At 55.0% G+C, this 16,960-nt stretch carries 14 protein-coding genes and 1 tRNA gene; 12 read left to right on the top strand and 3 right to left on the bottom strand.

Annotation, left to right across the window (positions count from 1 at the left end; genetic code table 11):
- The first annotated feature begins 104 nt into the window (after positions 1–104).
- The 4 genes from NTD86_RS06100 (at position 105) to NTD86_RS06085 (ending at position 6,254) form a co-directional block, all read left to right on the top strand.
- Positions 105–2,027 (top strand): PrkA family serine protein kinase, encoded by a 1,923-nt coding sequence (locus NTD86_RS06100; RefSeq protein WP_262201256.1) that lies wholly within the window; start codon positions 105–107, stop codon positions 2,025–2,027.
- 102 nt (positions 2,028–2,129) lie between these two features.
- Positions 2,130–3,404 (top strand): YeaH/YhbH family protein, encoded by a 1,275-nt coding sequence (locus tag NTD86_RS06095; protein WP_262201255.1) that lies wholly within the window; start codon positions 2,130–2,132, stop codon positions 3,402–3,404.
- Complete coding sequence (locus NTD86_RS06090) at positions 3,401–4,963, top strand: SpoVR family protein (RefSeq protein ID WP_262201254.1); 1,563 nt, start codon at positions 3,401–3,403, stop codon at positions 4,961–4,963. Before NTD86_RS06095 ends, NTD86_RS06090 begins: the two co-directional genes overlap by 4 nt.
- Before the next feature lie 61 nt (positions 4,964–5,024).
- Positions 5,025–6,254, top strand: coding sequence for a multifunctional CCA addition/repair protein (locus tag NTD86_RS06085; protein WP_262201253.1), 1,230 nt, complete (start codon positions 5,025–5,027; stop codon positions 6,252–6,254).
- Between the two features lie 54 nt (positions 6,255–6,308).
- Here the strand turns inward: NTD86_RS06085 and folK are convergent, their stop codons facing one another.
- Entirely contained in the window at positions 6,309–6,827 is a 519-nt protein-coding gene (folK, locus tag NTD86_RS06080) for a 2-amino-4-hydroxy-6-hydroxymethyldihydropteridine diphosphokinase (RefSeq protein ID WP_262201252.1), read from the bottom strand.
- A complete protein-coding gene (gene folB, locus NTD86_RS06075) occupies positions 6,818–7,171 on the bottom strand; it encodes a dihydroneopterin aldolase (protein ID WP_262201251.1) in 354 nt (117 codons plus the stop codon). Before folB ends, folK begins: the two co-directional genes overlap by 10 nt.
- Before the next feature lie 74 nt (positions 7,172–7,245).
- Here folB and plsY point away from each other — a divergent pair, with 74 nt between their 5' ends.
- The gene (gene plsY, locus NTD86_RS06070) at positions 7,246–7,815 is read left to right on the top strand and encodes a glycerol-3-phosphate 1-O-acyltransferase PlsY (RefSeq protein ID WP_262201250.1); all 570 of its coding nucleotides are present in this window, start codon (positions 7,246–7,248) and stop codon (positions 7,813–7,815) included.
- A gap of 20 nt (positions 7,816–7,835) precedes the next feature.
- Here the strand turns inward: plsY and tsaD are convergent, their stop codons facing one another.
- Positions 7,836–8,861, bottom strand: coding sequence for a tRNA (adenosine(37)-N6)-threonylcarbamoyltransferase complex transferase subunit TsaD (gene tsaD, locus NTD86_RS06065; protein ID WP_262201249.1), 1,026 nt, complete (start codon positions 8,859–8,861; stop codon positions 7,836–7,838).
- Positions 8,862–9,059: 198 nt separating this feature from the next.
- On the opposite strand from tsaD, the gene rpsU reads away from it, so the two are divergent.
- From rpsU to NTD86_RS06030, 7 genes are all read left to right on the top strand, one after another.
- Positions 9,060–9,275: a 30S ribosomal protein S21 gene (gene rpsU, locus NTD86_RS06060; protein ID WP_002551877.1), complete on the top strand. Its 216-nt coding sequence runs from the start codon at positions 9,060–9,062 to the stop codon at positions 9,273–9,275.
- A 473-nt stretch (positions 9,276–9,748) separates the two neighbouring features.
- Complete coding sequence (dnaG, locus tag NTD86_RS06055) at positions 9,749–11,704, top strand: DNA primase (RefSeq protein WP_262201248.1); 1,956 nt, start codon at positions 9,749–9,751, stop codon at positions 11,702–11,704.
- A gap of 67 nt (positions 11,705–11,771) precedes the next feature.
- Positions 11,772–13,619 carry an RNA polymerase sigma factor RpoD gene (gene rpoD / locus NTD86_RS06050; RefSeq protein ID WP_262201247.1) on the top strand — a complete coding sequence of 616 codons (1,848 nt, stop codon included), beginning with the start codon at positions 11,772–11,774 and terminating at the stop codon, positions 13,617–13,619.
- Between the two features lie 228 nt (positions 13,620–13,847).
- Positions 13,848–13,924 (top strand) — tRNA-Ile (locus tag NTD86_RS06045).
- A gap of 125 nt (positions 13,925–14,049) precedes the next feature.
- Positions 14,050–15,114 carry a site-specific integrase gene (locus tag NTD86_RS06040; protein WP_262201246.1) on the top strand — a complete coding sequence of 355 codons (1,065 nt, stop codon included), beginning with the start codon at positions 14,050–14,052 and terminating at the stop codon, positions 15,112–15,114.
- Between the two features lie 293 nt (positions 15,115–15,407).
- Positions 15,408–15,626: a DNA-binding protein gene (locus NTD86_RS06035; protein ID WP_262201245.1), complete on the top strand. Its 219-nt coding sequence runs from the start codon at positions 15,408–15,410 to the stop codon at positions 15,624–15,626.
- 882 nt (positions 15,627–16,508) lie between these two features.
- Positions 16,509–16,829, top strand: coding sequence for a TraK family protein (locus NTD86_RS06030; RefSeq protein WP_262201244.1), 321 nt, complete (start codon positions 16,509–16,511; stop codon positions 16,827–16,829).
- Positions 16,830–16,960 lie beyond the last annotated feature (131 nt).

Below are 16,960 nucleotides of genomic sequence, written 5' to 3'. Positions count from 1 at the left end.
CTTGATGGTGTCCTGGGGGGTACACGGCAACTGCATGTTGCTGCATGCCAGCACTCGAACTGACCGATCAATCGCCGGCTCCACGTATCGAGCGAGGTGACGTCATGAGTATCTTTAGCCACTTCCAACAACGCTTTGAATCCACACGCCAAGAAGAGCTCACGCTCCAGGAATACCTTGAGCTGTGCAAACAAGATAAAAGCGCTTACGCCTCGGCCGCCGAACGGCTGCTGATGGCCATCGGTGAACCGGAACTACTGGACACCTCAACCAACTCTCGCCTGTCGCGCATTTTTTCGAACAAAGTGATTCGCCGCTATCCGGCCTTTGCCGACTTCCACGGAATGGAAGAGTGCATCGACCAAATCGTTTCTTACTTCCGTCACGCAGCTCAGGGCCTGGAAGAGAAGAAACAAATTCTCTACCTGCTCGGTCCGGTAGGCGGCGGCAAGTCATCGCTGGCGGAAAAGCTGAAAGAACTCATCGAAAAAGTACCGTTCTATGCGATCAAAGGCTCGCCGGTTTTTGAATCACCTCTGGGGCTGTTCAACGCGACCGAAGACGGCGCGATTCTTGAAGAAGACTTCGGCATCCCTAAACGCTACCTGAACACCATCATGTCGCCATGGGCCACCAAGCGCCTGGCCGAATTTGGTGGCGACATCAGCCAGTTCCGCGTGGTCAAACTCTACCCTTCGATCCTCAATCAGATCGGCGTGGCCAAGACTGAACCCGGTGACGAGAACAACCAGGACATCTCGGCCCTTGTCGGCAAGGTCGATATCCGCAAACTCGAAGAATTCCCGCAAAACGACGCCGATGCCTACAGCTACTCGGGCGCACTGTGCCGGGCCAACCAAGGCCTGATGGAATTCGTTGAAATGTTCAAGGCGCCAATCAAGGTGCTGCACCCACTTCTTACCGCAACCCAAGAAGGTAACTACAACAGCACTGAAGGCCTGGGGGCTATTCCGTTCAACGGCATCCTGCTGGCGCACTCCAACGAGTCGGAATGGCACACCTTCCGCAACAACAAGAACAACGAAGCCTTCATCGACCGGATCTATATCGTCAAGGTCCCGTACTGCCTGCGGGTGAGCGATGAAGTCAAAATCTACGACAAACTGCTGGTCAATAGCTCTCTGGCCAAGGCTCATTGCGCCCCGGACACCCTGAAAATGCTCGCGCAGTTCACTGTCCTGTCGCGCCTCAAAGAGCCAGAAAACTCCAACATCTACTCCAAAATGCGGGTCTATGATGGCGAGAACCTCAAAGACACCGACCCCAAGGCCAAGTCGATTCAGGAGTACCGCGACAGTGCGGGCGTGGATGAAGGCATGACCGGTCTTTCGACCCGTTTCGCATTCAAAATCCTGTCCAAGGTCTTCAACTTTGACCCGCACGAAGTGGCTGCCAACCCGGTTCATCTGCTGTATGTGCTGGAGCAACAAATCGAGCAAGAGCAATTCCCGGCAGAAACCCGCGAACGCTACCTGCGCTTCCTCAAAGAGTACCTGGCTCCACGCTACATCGAGTTCATTGGCAAAGAAATCCAGACCGCTTACCTGGAGTCCTACAGCGAATACGGGCAAAACATCTTTGATCGCTACGTGCTCTATGCAGACTTCTGGATTCAGGATCAGGAATACCGCGATCCGGAAACCGGCGAGATTCTCAACCGCGTTGCGCTCAACGAAGAGCTGGAAAAGATCGAAAAACCGGCTGGCATCAGCAACCCGAAAGATTTCCGCAACGAAATCGTCAATTTCGTGCTGCGCGCCCGTGCCAACAACAATGGCAAGAACCCAACCTGGCTGAGCTACGAGAAGCTGCGCGTCGTCATCGAGAAGAAAATGTTCTCCAACACCGAAGACCTGCTCCCGGTCATCAGCTTCAACGCCAAGGCAAGCAAAGAGGACCAGCAAAAACACAACGACTTCGTCACACGCATGGTCGAACGTGGCTATACCGACAAACAAGTACGACTGCTCTCCGAGTGGTACCTGCGGGTCAGAAAATCGCAGTGAGTCAGCTGTAAGCCTCAAGCCTCAAGCTGCAAGAACAAACACACGCCGTGTGCTTCGACTTGCAGCTTGCAGCTTACAACTTGAAGCTGCCCGGAGGGCCTAATGAGCTATGTGATCGACCGACGCCTCAACGGCAAGAACAAAAGCACGGTAAACCGCCAGCGTTTCCTGCGGCGCTACCGCGACCACATCAAAAAGGCGGTCGAAGAGGCCGTAGGCCATCGTTCCATCACCGACATGGAACATGGCGAGCAAATCAGCATCCCGGGCCGCGATATCGACGAGCCCGTGCTGCACCATGGCCGAGGCGGCAAGCAAACCACTGTTCACCCCGGCAACAAGGAATTCACCAGCGGCGAACATATCCAGCGCCCTCAAGGCGGTGGAGGCGGGGGTGGCGGCCCGGGCAAAGCGGGCAACTCCGGCGAGGGCATGGACGAGTTCGTCTTCCAGATCACCCAGGAAGAGTTCCTCGAATTCATGTTCGAAGACCTCGAGCTGCCCAATCTGATCAAGCGCCACCTGACCGGTACCGACACCTTCAAGACCGTTCGCGCCGGTATCAGCAGCGAGGGTAACCCGTCGCGCATCAACATCATCCGCACCCTGCGCTCGGCCCACGCGCGGCGTATTGCCCTGTCTGGCAGCAGCCGAGCCAAACTCAAGGAAGCCAAAGCCGAACTTGAACGGTTAAAACGTGAAGAGCCAGACAACTTCGGCGATATCAAGGAAATCGAGGCCGAAATCGAGAAACTCAGTGCGCGGATACATCGCGTGCCGTTCCTCGACACCTTCGACCTCAAATACAACCTGCTGGTCAAGCAACCCAACCCCAGCTCCAAAGCCGTGATGTTCTGCCTGATGGACGTTTCCGGGTCCATGACCCAAGCCACCAAGGACATCGCCAAACGCTTCTTCATCCTCTTGTACCTGTTCCTCAAGCGGAACTACGACAAGATCGATGTAGTGTTTATTCGCCATCACACCAGCGCTCGCGAAGTGGACGAGGAAGAGTTTTTCTATTCCCGGGAAACCGGTGGCACCATCGTCTCCAGCGCGCTCAAACTGATGCAGGAGATCATGGCCGAGCGCTACCCCGCCAACGAGTGGAACATCTACGCCGCCCAGGCCTCCGACGGTGATAACTGGAACGATGACTCACCCATTTGCCGGGATATCCTGACCAAGCAGATCATGCCGTTCGTGCAGTACTACACGTACGTCGAGATCACCCCACGTGAACATCAGGCCCTCTGGTTTGAATATGAGCGCATCAGAGAGTCGTTTCCCGACACCTTCGCTCAACAGCAATTGGTCTCGGCCGGCGATATATATCCGGTCTTCCGTGAACTCTTCCAGCGCAGGTTAGCCACATGACCGCCAAAGAGCATAAACGCCAACCCATTTCCACGGGGTCAGAGTGGACCTTTGAGCTGATCCAGGCTTACGACCGCGAAATCAGCCGCCTCGCGGAACGCTATGCACTGGACACTTACCCCAACCAGATCGAGGTGATCACCGCTGAACAAATGATGGACGCCTATGCGTCTGTCGGTATGCCACTGGGTTACCACCACTGGTCCTACGGCAAACACTTCTTGAGCACCGAGAAGTCCTACAGCCGTGGGCAGATGGGGCTGGCCTATGAAATCGTTATCAACTCCGATCCCTGCATTGCATATCTGATGGAAGAAAACACCATCTGCATGCAAGCCCTGGTGGTGGCCCACGCGTGCTATGGGCACAACAGTTTTTTCAAGGGCAACTATCTGTTTCGGACCTGGACCGATGCCAGCTCAATCATTGATTACCTGGTGTTCGCCAAGCAGTACATCATGCAATGCGAAGAGCGCTATGGCATTGACGCCGTCGAAGACCTGCTCGACTCCTGCCACGCCTTGATGAACTACGGTGTGGACCGCTACAAGCGCCCCTACCCGATCTCTGCCGAGGAAGAGCGCCGGCGTCAGAAAGACCGTGAAGAACACCTGCAAAAGCAGATCAACGATCTGTGGCGCACGATTCCCAAGGGCGCGGGCAAATCCAGTGAAAAGGACAACGCCCGCTTCCCTGAGGAGCCGCAGGAAAACATTCTGTATTTCATCGAAAAGCACGCCCCCCTGCTGGAGCCTTGGCAGCGTGAAATCGTGCGTATTGTGCGCAAAATCGCCCAATACTTTTACCCACAGCGCCAGACTCAAGTGATGAACGAGGGCTGGGCGACGTTCTGGCACTACACGCTGATGAACGACCTGTACGACGAAGGGCTGGTCACCGATGGCTTCATGATGGAGTTTTTGACCTCACACACCAGCGTGGTGTTTCAGCCAGGCTTTGACAGCCCCTACTACAGCGGAATCAACCCCTACGCACTGGGCTTTGCGATGTACCAGGACATCCGGCGGATGTGCGAAAACCCTACCGAAGAAGACCGTCGCTGGTTCCCGGAACTGGCAGGCAGTGACTGGCTATCGAGCATCAAATTTGCCATGAGCAGCTTCAAGGACGAGAGTTTCATCCTGCAATATCTGTCACCCAAGGTCATTCGCGACCTCAAACTCTTCAGCATCATGGACGACGATCAAAAAGACGATCTACTGGTGCCAGCGATTCACGACGAGAACGGTTACCGCGTCATACGCGAAACGCTGGCGGCACAATACAACCTGGGCAATCGGGAACCTAACGTGCAGATCTGGAGCATTGATCGTCGCGGCGATCGCTCACTGACCTTGCGCCATCAACAACACGACCGCAAACCACTGGGCGACTCTACCGATGAGGTCCTCAAGCACCTGCACCGTCTCTGGGGCTTCGATATTCATCTTGAAACCGTACAAGGCGACCAGGTCATGAAAGTCCACCACGTGCCGCCCAAGGGTGAGCATGGTGAAAATGACTACAGCCGTCTGGATTTGTCCGCGCTTCACCTGTAATAACTTGGGCCTCCGTTTGCGCGGCACACGGGTTATCCTGTCGCGCTAACGGAGGCTTTTTATGAAGATCTATAAAGTGGGCGGCGCGGTGCGCGATCGCTTGCTGGGCAAACCGGTCACCGATATCGACCGGGTCGTAGTGGGCGCCACTGCCGAGCAGATGCTCGCTGAAGGATATCGCCCGGTCGGGTCGGACTTCCCGGTGTTTCTTCACCCAAAAACCGGTGAAGAATACGCACTTGCCCGAACCGAACGTAAAAGTGGCCATGGCTATGGCGGCTTCGTTTTCCATGCCAGCCCCGATGTCACCCTTGAAGAAGACCTGATTCGTCGTGATTTGACCATCAACGCCATGGCCGAAGACGACGACGGCAATGTAACCGACCCGTATCACGGGCAGCAGGACCTCGAGGCGCGCATTCTGCGCCACGTCTCCCCCGCTTTCGCCGAAGACCCCCTGCGCGTTTTGCGTGTAGCCCGATTTGCCGCACGCTATGCCGGGCTGGGCTTCTGCATCGCCCCCGAGACATTGGAACTGATGCGCCAACTGTCAGCCTCTGGCGAATTAAAGGCACTGACGCCAGAACGCTGTTGGAAAGAAATGTCCCGCGCGCTGATGGAAGATCACCCACAGGTATTCATAGAAGTGCTGCGCAGTTGTGGTGCGCTTGAAGTGTTGCTCCCAGAGGTCAACGCACTCTTTGGCGTACCGCAACCTCCCGCCCATCACCCGGAAATCGACAGCGGTCTGCATACACTCAGCGTGCTTGAACAGGCGGCTTTGCATCAGCAACCACTGACAGTGCGCTGGGCATGCCTGCTACACGACTTGGGTAAAGGGCTAACCCCCGAAAGCGACTGGCCAAGGCATATTGCCCACGAACACAAAGGGCTGCGCCTGATCAAAGCCGTCAACGAGCGCTACAAAGTTCCGAGAGATTGCCAAGAGTTGGCGCTGTTGGTGGGCGAGTATCACACCCATGGCCATCGCGCCCTTGAACTTCGAGCTTCGACATTGCTGGATCTGCTGCAGCGTTTTGACGTATACCGCCGCCCGCAGCGTTTTGAAGAGTTCGTGGTGGCATGCGAGATGGACGCCAGAGGGCGTTTAGGCCTGGAAGATCGCGCTTATCCGCAAGCTGATTACTTGCGCGGTGCGGCCTTGGCAGCCCAAGCCGTAGCAGTTCAACCGTTGATCGAGCAAGGTTTCAAAGGCCCCGAGCTGGGCAAGGCCCTCAATCATGAACGCCTCAAGGCCCTGCAAGCCTACAAAGGCGCCGCCAAACACTGATTCTTCTGCGGAGCGAGCTTGCCTCGCGATCTTTTAAAAGATCGCGAGGCATATTCATAACAGGTTTGCCGGCGTCAATTGCAGGCCCCGCCACTCGAACGCCACAGGCGCCAGAACCTGGTCGATCTGAGCATCGGCCCACAACTGCGCAAGGGTCTTGCCCACGCCCAGATGCAGCTTCTCAGGCGCAATCAAAGACAAGGGCCACAACACAAACGCGTTCTTGAGAATTTCTGCGCGAGGCAAAGTCAGGCCCTCAAAATTGCCCACCAGATCCCCGTAAAACAACACGTCGATATCCAGCGGTAGCCCCTTGCGATCATGAGCGTAACGGCCGTTATCCGCTTCAATCAGCTTTAAACGTCGGCTTAATTCAACCAGCAGTAAGTCAGTTTTTGCCGACACCACAAGATTGAAAAAAGGCCCGCTCTTGATGCCGACCGGCTGACTCTCAAAAACAGCCGAACACTGCATGTCATGCAAAAATTCTGCGAGCGCTTCAAGCCCGGCGCACAAATGCTGTTCCCGCTCGACATTGCTGCCGAGCCCGAGATAAACCTCTGTCAGCGACATCCGCGCTCAATCTCCACACCCACCCCAGTGGCCGCCGAAACGGCGCCGGGCTTGGTCAGTTTGAGGTGCAACCAGGGAATATTGAATTCGCTCATCAACACTTCGGCCAAACGCTCGGCAAAGGTTTCTACCAGTTGGTATTGAGCCTGCTCGGCAAACGCCTGAATACGCGCTGATACGCTCGCATAATCCAAAGCCAGCGTCAGGTCGTCTCCGGCAGCTGCCGGGCGGTTATCCCACGCAAAACTCAGATCAAGCCGCAGGCACTGACGGATGCCACGCTCCCAGTCATACGCACCGATAACGGTGTCAACTTCCAGGCCCTCGATAAACACTCTGTCCAAGCACTCTTCTCCGCAGCACGACAAGGGCGCAATGCGCCGTTAGAATCAGGGCGTCCTTGCCCGGAATAGTTAGCATGTTTTGGTTACTGGCGATCCTCGCCTACCTGCTTGGTTCTATGTCCTTCGCTATTTTGCTCAGCCGCCTGACGGGAAATCCCGACCCGCGAATGAGTGGCTCAGGCAATGCCGGCGCAACCAACATGCTGCGCCTGGCCGGTAAAAAGCTCGCCATCCTGACCTTGCTTGGCGATCTGTGCAAAGGGCTTTTACCGGTATTGCTGGCCTACCAACTGGGCTGCTCGCTCCAGCAACAAGCCTGGATCGGTGCCTGCGCCGTTGTCGGGCATATGTATCCACTGTACTTCCGCTTTCGTGGCGGCAAGGGCGTCGCCACCGCCGCCGGCATGCTGCTAGGGCTTTACCCGCCCGCGGCCTTGCTGGCTGCCGTTGCCTGGCTGCTGACCTTCCAACTCAGCCGCACCAGCTCGCTGGCATCGCTGATTGCCGCGCCCCTGACGCTGCCTCTGCTGGCCTGGCAAGAGCCTGGAGCCCTGCTACCCATGAGCGCCCTGACGACGCTCATTGTCTGGCGGCACCGCAGCAATTTACGCGACCTGATGGCCGGGCGCGAACGGCATTTCTGAATCGCTCGGCCAGCCCGCACTTACAGCGGCTTTAACTGCTCCATCGGCCAACGCGCCTGCACGCTGATCGCCAGGCTTTCATGCTGACCGGCCAACAAACGCTGACACCCGGCAAAGGCAATCATCGCGCCATTGTCGGTACAGAACTCAGGACGGGCGTAGTACACGTGACCGTTCATCTCGCCGAGCATTTTCTCAAGAGAATCACGCAGCGCCTTGTTTGCACTGACCCCACCGGCAATCACCAGACGCTTCATCCCGGCGTGCTTCAACGCGCGCTTGCACTTGATCGTTAGCGTCTCGACTACCGCCTGCTGGAATGCCAGCGAAATATCGCAACGCGCCTGCTCAGTGTCCTCACCAGCGTCCACACAGCGTTGCCATGTATTCAGGGCGAAGGTTTTAAGGCCGCTGAAACTGAACGCCAGCCCCGGACGATCGGTCATCGGCCGAGGAAACACAAAGCGACCCGCCACCCCTTGTGCCGCCAGGCGCGCGATCTCCGGACCACCCGGGTAACGAAGCCCCATCATCTTCGCGGTTTTGTCGAACGCTTCACCTGCCGCATCATCCAGGCTCTCGCCCAACAGCTCGTATTGGCCAATGCCATCGACGCGAACCAGTTGCGTATGACCGCCGGACACCAACAAAGCGACGAACGGAAACTCAGGAGGGTGCTCCTCCAGCATAGGAGCCAACAAATGGCCCTCCATGTGGTGCACGCCCAAAGCCGGAATACCCCAGGCAAAGGCCAGCGCCTGGGCACACGACGCCCCGACCAGCAAGGCTCCGACCAGCCCAGGGCCCGCCGTGTAGGCAATAGCGTCAATCTCTGTAGGCACGCAATCCGCTTGCGCCAACACCTGACGAATCAAGGGCAGCATGCGTTTGACGTGATCCCTGGAGGCAAGCTCCGGCACCACACCACCATAAGCGCGGTGCAGATCGATCTGACTGAACAGCGCATCGGCCAAAAGCCCGCGCTCACTGTCGTATAGCGCGACGCCGGTTTCGTCGCAGGAAGTTTCTAATCCCAGTACTAGCATGGGTTTACGCCTTGTTGAGGCTAAATTCGAAGGCGCGCATAATAGTCGCCACTCCCGCCCCCGACCAGCGGTTTTCGATCAGAGGCTTTGCATTCCGGCCGTTGAGGGGTTAACATCCGCAACCCTTAAAAACCGACGTCTTACAACGCAATTAAGCCTTGGGACGTTGACCCCGGTAATGAATGAAGGTAGCTCTGGATGCCAGCCGTCAAAGTAAAAGAGAACGAACCCTTCGACGTAGCTCTGCGTCGTTTCAAGCGCTCCTGCGAAAAAGCCGGTGTACTGGCTGAAGTTCGCAGCCGCGAATTTTACGAGAAGCCGACTTCTGAGCGTAAGCGCAAAGCAGCAGCAGCTGTTAAGCGTCACGCGAAGAAAGTTCAGCGCGAGCAGCGCCGCGCCGTTCGTCTGTACTAATACACAGACGTTCGTTGCAAGCTTCTGCCAAGCCCGGCCTAAAGCCGGGCCGTAGGCAGTTGCAGCAAGTTACATGCTCTATCGTCAAGGCCGCACATGCGACCACGACAAAGCGCAACACCACGTCAGACCTGGTTGTAACAGCCAGCGGTGCACGTCTTTACTGACGAGCCTAACAAGGCTACCGACGAGCACACTTTTCCGATCTCTCCCAAGATGATCGGCCCAAGGTACTTCTCCTGTACCTGCTAGTGAGCAACCCGAGACCCACCACTGGTCAATTCGGACTCAAAGCGCAACACCTATCGAACATATTCGTGCTGATTAAACGCTAGTCAGATGAGATTCGACAGATACACTTCCCCATAATGACTGAGCAGACGCCACACGATCGAGCAACGCACTCCCGTGCACGCCATCATGAGCAAGCCACTCATCTGGGATAATTTCTGCACCGTGATGACGAGAACGCCATGGCCGGGTTAATCCCCCAGAGCTTTATTGACGACCTTCTGAACCGCACCGACATCGTCGATGTTGTCAGCTCGCGCGTGCAAATGAAAAAAGCCGGCAAGAACTACACTGCCTGCTGCCCGTTCCACAAAGAGAAAACACCGTCGTTCAGTGTCAGCCCCGACAAACAGTTTTATTACTGTTTTGGCTGCGGCGCAGGCGGCAACGCCCTTGGCTTCATCATGGACCACGACAACCTGGACTTTCCCCAGGCCGTCGAAGAACTGGCGAAAGCTGCCGGCATGGAAGTCCCACGAGAAGAAAGCGGCCGCTCTCACAAGCCACGTCAACCGACCGACTCACCGCTTTACCCGCTTTTGACCGCCGCAGCCGACTTTTACCGGCAAGCACTCAAGAGCCATCCCGCGCGCAAAGTCGCAGTCGAGTACTTGAAAGGCCGCGGCTTGACCGGCGAGATTGCCCGCGACTTCGGCCTGGGCTTTGCCCCGCCCGGTTGGGACAACCTGTATAAGCACTTGAGCAGTGACACTCTGCAGCAAAAGGCGATGATTGATGCCGGGCTGCTGGTGGAGAACGCCGAGACCGGCAAACGCTATGACCGTTTTCGCGACCGTGTCATGTTCCCGATTCGCGACAGCCGGGGCCGTATCATTGCGTTCGGCGGGCGCGTGTTGGGCGACGACAAACCGAAGTACCTGAACTCCCCGGAAACCCCTGTGTTTCATAAGGGCCAGGAACTGTACGGGCTGTTCGAAGCACGCAAGTTCAACCGCAGCCTCGATGAGATCATCGTGGTGGAAGGTTACATGGACGTGATCGCACTGGCCCAGCAGGGCCTGCGCAATGCCGTCGCCACCCTCGGCACCGCCACCAGTGAAGAACACATGAAACGCCTGTTTCGCGTGGTGCCCAGCGTTCTATTCTGCTTTGACGGTGACCAGGCGGGTCGCAACGCCGCCTGGCGCGCCCTTGAGGCCACCCTCTCCTGCTTGCAGGACGGGCGCCGTGCCCGTTTCCTGTTCTTGCCCGAAGGAGAAGACCCGGACACCTTGGTGCGCTCCGAAGGTACTGACGCTTTCAAGGCCCGCATCAATCAGCACGCACAACCTCTGGCCGATTACTTCTTCCAGCAACTGACCGAAGAAGCCGACCCGCGGTCGCTGGAAGGCAAGGCCCACATGGTCACGCTGGCCGCACCGCTGATCGACAAAGTGCCAGGAGCCAACCTGCGCACACTCATGCGTCAGCGACTGACCGAAATCACCGGCCTAACCCATGACATGGTCAGCCAACTGGCCCAGAGCGCACCCGTCAAACCCCAGGCGCAACCCGCGTACGACCCTGGTATCGACTACGATGCCATGCCCGATTACAGCGACTTCCAGCAACCGGACGTGTACATCCCGCAACAGGAATGGACCCCGAAAAAGCAGGGCGCAGGCGGTAAGAAATGGGATAACAAACCTTGGGACAAAAAAGGCAAACGCGGAGGTGAACGCGAGCAGGCCTGGGTTCCGGTCGGCGTAGAACCGCCCACCTTGACCGCCTTGCGCACACTGCTGCATCACCCCCAACTTGCAAAAAAAGTTGAGGACGCCGGGCACTTTGCGGCCGAAGACCAGACCAATAATCAGCTACTGATTGCTTTGGTCGAAGCCGTACAGAAAAATCCTAGGCTAAGCTCTATTCAGTTGCTGTCACGCTGGCACGGCACCGAGCAAGGGCGACTGTTACAAAGACTACTGGAAAAGGAATGGCTAATTGATGCTGACAACCTTGAACAACAGTTTTTCGACACCATAACTAGCTTGTCAGCACGCCAACGTGAGCGAAATCTGGAGCAACTTCTGCGAAAAGCACGTCAAGGCGAGCTTAGTACCGAAGAAAAAAATCAGTTACGCGACCTTTTGAGTCGCAATAATCCTGCATCAAACCCGACCTCAACTGGCGCGTGAGGTCACAGCTAAGGTATAATCCTCGGCTTGTTTTTTGCCCGCCAAGACCTTCAGTGGATAGGGTGTTATGTCCGGAAAAGCGCAACAGCAATCTCGTATCAAAGAGTTGATCACCCTCGGCCGTGAGCAGAAGTATCTGACTTACGCAGAGGTCAACGACCACCTGCCCGAAGATATTTCAGATCCGGAGCAAGTGGAAGACATCATCCGCATGATTAATGACATGGGGATCCCCGTACACGAGAGCGCCCCGGATGCGGACGCCCTTATGTTGGCCGATGCTGACACCGACGAAGCAGCTGCTGAAGAAGCAGCGGCAGCGTTGGCGGCAGTAGAAACCGATATTGGTCGTACGACTGACCCTGTACGTATGTATATGCGTGAAATGGGTACGGTAGAGCTGCTGACACGTGAAGGCGAAATCGAAATCGCCAAGCGTATCGAAGAAGGCATCCGTGAAGTGATGAGCGCAATTGCGCACTTCCCTGGCACGGTTGACCACATTCTCTCCGAGTACACTCGCGTTACCACCGAAGGTGGCCGCCTGTCCGACGTTCTGAGTGGTTATATCGACCCGGACGACGGCATCACGCCACCTGCCGCCGAAGTACCGCCGCCTGTCGACTCCAAAGCTGTAAAAGCTGACGACGACAGCGACGAAGACGACGAATCAGCTTCCGATGATGAAGAAGAAGCCGAAAGCGGTCCGGATCCGATCATTGCCGCCCAGCGTTTTGGTGCCGTCTCCGATCAGATGGAAGCCACTCGCAAAGCCTTGAAAAAGCACGGCCGCGACAGCAAGCAAGCCATCATCGAGCTGGTTGCACTGGCTGAGCTGTTCATGCCGATCAAACTGGTGCCGAAGCAATTCGAAGGTTTGGTTGAGCGTGTTCGCAGCGCCCTGGAGCGTCTGCGTGCACAAGAGCGCGCCATCATGCAACTGTGCGTACGTGATGCACGTATGCCACGCGCCGACTTCCTGCGCCTGTTCCCGGGCAACGAAGTTGACGAAAGCTGGAGCGATTCGCTGGCCAAAGGCAAAAGCAAATACGCTGAAGCCATAGGCCGCTTGCAACCGGACATCATCCGTTGCCAGCAAAAACTGTCGGCACTGGAAGAAGAAACCGGCCTGACCGTTGCTGAAATCAAGGACATCAACCGTCGCATGTCGATCGGTGAGGCCAAGGCCCGCCGCGCGAAGAAAGAGATGGTTGAAGCCAACCTGCGTCTGGTGATCTCGATCGCCAAGAAGTACACCAACCGTGGCTTGCAGTTCCTAGACCTGATCCAGGAAGGCAACATCGGCTTGATGAAAGCAGTAGACAAGTTTGAATACCGCCGCGGCTACAAATTCTCGACTTATGCCACCTGGTGGATCCGTCAGGCGATCACTCGCTCGATCGCCGACCAGGCCCGCACCATCCGTATTCCGGTGCACATGATCGAGACGATCAACAAGCTCAACCGTATTTCCCGCCAGATGTTGCAGGAAATGGGCCGTGAACCGACCCCGGAAGAGCTGGGCGAACGCATGGAAATGCCTGAGGACAAAATCCGCAAGGTATTGAAGATCGCTAAAGAACCGATCTCCATGGAAACCCCGATCGGTGATGACGAAGACTCCCATCTGGGCGACTTCATCGAAGACTCGACTATGCAGTCGCCAATCGATGTAGCCACCGTTGAGAGCCTTAAAGAAGCGACACGCGACGTACTCGGCGGCCTGACGGCACGTGAAGCCAAAGTATTGCGCATGCGTTTCGGTATCGACATGAATACTGACCACACCCTTGAGGAGGTTGGTAAACAGTTCGACGTGACCCGTGAGCGGATTCGTCAGATCGAAGCCAAAGCGTTGCGCAAGCTACGCCACCCGACGCGAAGCGAGCACCTACGCTCCTTCCTCGACGAGTGATCCCAAAACCCCCGGCCCTGCCGGGGGTTTTGCTTTCCAGGCATCACAGCCTCCCACGTCCCCCTGCATCCAAAAAATCCAGCCGAAAGCTGCGAACACATCCAGCGCTGCGGCAGCCGCACGCCTTTAAATGCGACGAATTTCGCACCGAGGTTTCATCGCACCTCCAATAAAGATTTTTCGGATAGCACTCCTTAGAAACCATGGTTATAATCCCCGGCTTACTAAGGGCCTATAGCTCAGTTGGTTAGAGCAGGGGACTCATAATCCCTTGGTCGTAGGTTCGAGTCCTACTGGGCCCACCATACTCAAAGCCGCGCACTGCGCGGCTTTCGTGTTTCTGGAGTGCTCACTGTTTTTACAGTCCTTCGCTCCAAGGGTACAAATTAGGTACAGTGCTGGTTCGCCAGCCGCCTAGGAGCACCCTCTCATGGCAACACTCGTCAAAACACCTTCCGGCACCTGGAAGGCACTGATTCGCAAAACTGGCTGGCCTACCGTGGCTAAAACCTTCCGCACCAAGCGTGATGCTGAGGACTGGTCTCGACGCACCGAAGACGAAATGGTCAGAGGTGTGTACATCCAGCGCAGCGGCTCCGAACGCATGACGCTTGAGGCTGCACTTAAGCGCTACCTGAGCGACATCACCCCCACCAAGAAGCCCAGCACCCAGCGCGGTGAAATCACCAAAGCCAAGAAGCTCATAGAGCATCTGGGCAAATACTCTCTCGCTGCCCTCTCTGCAGAAATCATTGCCGGCTATCGCGACAAGCGACTGAGTGAGCCCGGCCGCAATGGAAACATCAGCAACAACACTGTGCGCCTAGAGTTGGCTCTGTTGAGCCACCTGTACACCGTCGCTATTCAGGAGTGGGGATTGGGCCTGACGTTCAATCCAGTGCTGAACATTCGCAAGCCAAGCCCGGGAGATGGTCGTGATCGTCGACTCTCGCCGGAGGAAGAACGCCATTTGCTCGCCGCCGTGAATCGACACAGCAACCCTATGCTGGGCTGGATTGTATGCATCGCCTTGGAAACGGGTATGCGCTCGTCTGAGATCTCATCCCTACGGCGTCCTCAGGTGGATTTGGCAAAGCGTGTCATACGCCTCTCAGACACAAAGAACGACTCATCGCGAACCGTCCCGCTGAGCAAACGCGCCACAGAAGTATTCAAAGCTGCGATGGATAACCCTGTGCGACCAATCGACTGCAATCTGATGTTTTTTGGTGAGCCTGGGAAGGACGGAAAGCGCAGGCCGTACACATTCACCAAAATCTGGGGGCAGCTAAAGAAGAAGCTCAAGCTACCTGATTTTAGATTTCACGATTTACGGCATGAAGCAGTGAGTCGCCTGGTGGAGGGAGGCTTGTCGGATCAGGAGGTCTCCGCTATTAGCGGTCACAAATCTATGCAAATGCTCAAGAGATATACGCATTTACGTTCAGAAGACTTAGTAGCGAAACTAGATAAAATCGACTCTATGAAAGTTTAGATCTTAAGCTAAACATCAATACAAAAATCCAGAGCAAGACCAAACAAACAACGCATATATCGAACCAAAAGTTTTAGCCGCTATATTTTTTAGCGGCTAAAACCACAACACCCAGACAGAACACAAATAACTCACCACTCCTATCGACTACCACTACGCAGCAAATGTTTAGCTATAAAAATCACACAGCTTTAGCTAAAGTAATTTGACATTATAAAAAATATCAAAAAATACTTTAAAACTATTCATAACTAGCTCTATCATCGCTCACATTACTTAAACGAGCGACAAATATGACTACTGAAGAAACACTACTAGCTCGCTATGCAGGCGCACCATTACTTTCGATAGAGCAACTGGCAGAAGTCCTTCACCGCAGCAAAGATGGCTTGCGAATAAGCCTTGGCGGCGATAACGACTTTTCGCGCCGTATTCTGCCATGCCGCGTAAAAATCGGTCGTCGTGTATATTTCCGCACAGCGGATATTGCAAAAGTCATTGATCAGGCCTGAGATAAATGTCCAATTCAATCATTCTTAAACGGAAGGTTAATAGTCATTTCACGGTTCTGCCCAACGATATAATCAAGGATACGAGATTGAGCTGGAAGTCACTTGGACTACTCGTTTACTTACTTTCAGCATCACCGACTTTCAGATTAACCCTTGAATATCTGTCAACCCAACGAGGAACCAAGGCTGGCGCCACAAGGAGTGGACTTAAGGAGCTTGAGGAAGCAGGGTATCTGCAAATCGAAAGGGAGCAGGACGCTTCGGGAAGGTTCACCAAAACTACATGGCATGTAACCGATGCGCCTGAGGGCCTTGATATTTCACCACGTTGTAAAAAACCGAAAATGGATGATCCGATACAGGATCATCAAGAATCGGAAAATCCAACCCTAATAAATACTAGTAGTAACAAGAAACTTAAAAGCAAAAATACTACTACTGACTCGGCACAAACCGAGCTAGTGGAAGCAACGTCGAAACTACGCTTCCCGCCGAACACTTCGGAACCCGACAAAGATAAAATCTGTCGGGCATTGGGTGATGTACCTTCAGAGGACCATCAGAAGCTGATTGACGAGCTGACTGTAGCAGTTAGGGCTGGGTCCATCAGAACCACTCCCCTTCGGTGGTTTTGCGGTGTGCTCAAACGGTACCGAGCTGGAGAGTACAATTTTCGCGCCTCTCCTTCGACCGCTAGCCCAAGCGAAAAAAAGATACCGCCTACGAAAGCATCAGGTCAGAAAAGAAATACCGAAATTAGCCCCTCAAGTGTTAAGAACTCAAAGCGTTCGCCAGTGGGAATCGAGCATCTAACAAAGTTAAGAGGAAATAGGCGAAGTAAACACTCCAGCCCGGGCACTACAACAACAGATGGGGGGCCAAATGATGGCGAAAGCAGCTAATCCTACAGAAATTTCGATAAAACCATTATCCCTGCGAATAGCAGAGCGGGTCATAGATACGGAAGACGCCTCAACTGGTGATAAAAACCGAGCAGCATTAATCATCCAAAGAACTGACATCCAAGGTGCGATCGACAAGGGGTGGTCAATTTTACAAATATGGGAAGCACTACGAAACGAAAGATCTATCCAGTTCGGCTATCAAGCATTTCGACGGTACACCCACCAGCTTTGCTCAGAACCCAACAAATTAGAAACTTCTGCAACCGATCAATCAAGTGTTGCTGAACCGGACATCTAGCGTTCCTATACCGTTCAACTGTTATTAAACCGTTTGGGCGCTGTTCATTCGCATGCTTGAAGCGAACAATTTAAATTGTTCAAGATAGAACCCGTCGCTATCTAGACAAAGAACACTTCTCGGCTCACGAT

It is taken from the genome of Pseudomonas sp. 7P_10.2_Bac1, assembly GCF_025465935.1.
GTDB lineage: Bacteria > Pseudomonadota > Gammaproteobacteria > Pseudomonadales > Pseudomonadaceae > Aquipseudomonas.
The sequence above is the reverse complement of the archived record's forward strand: the minus strand, read 5'-3'. Positions and strand labels throughout refer to the sequence as shown.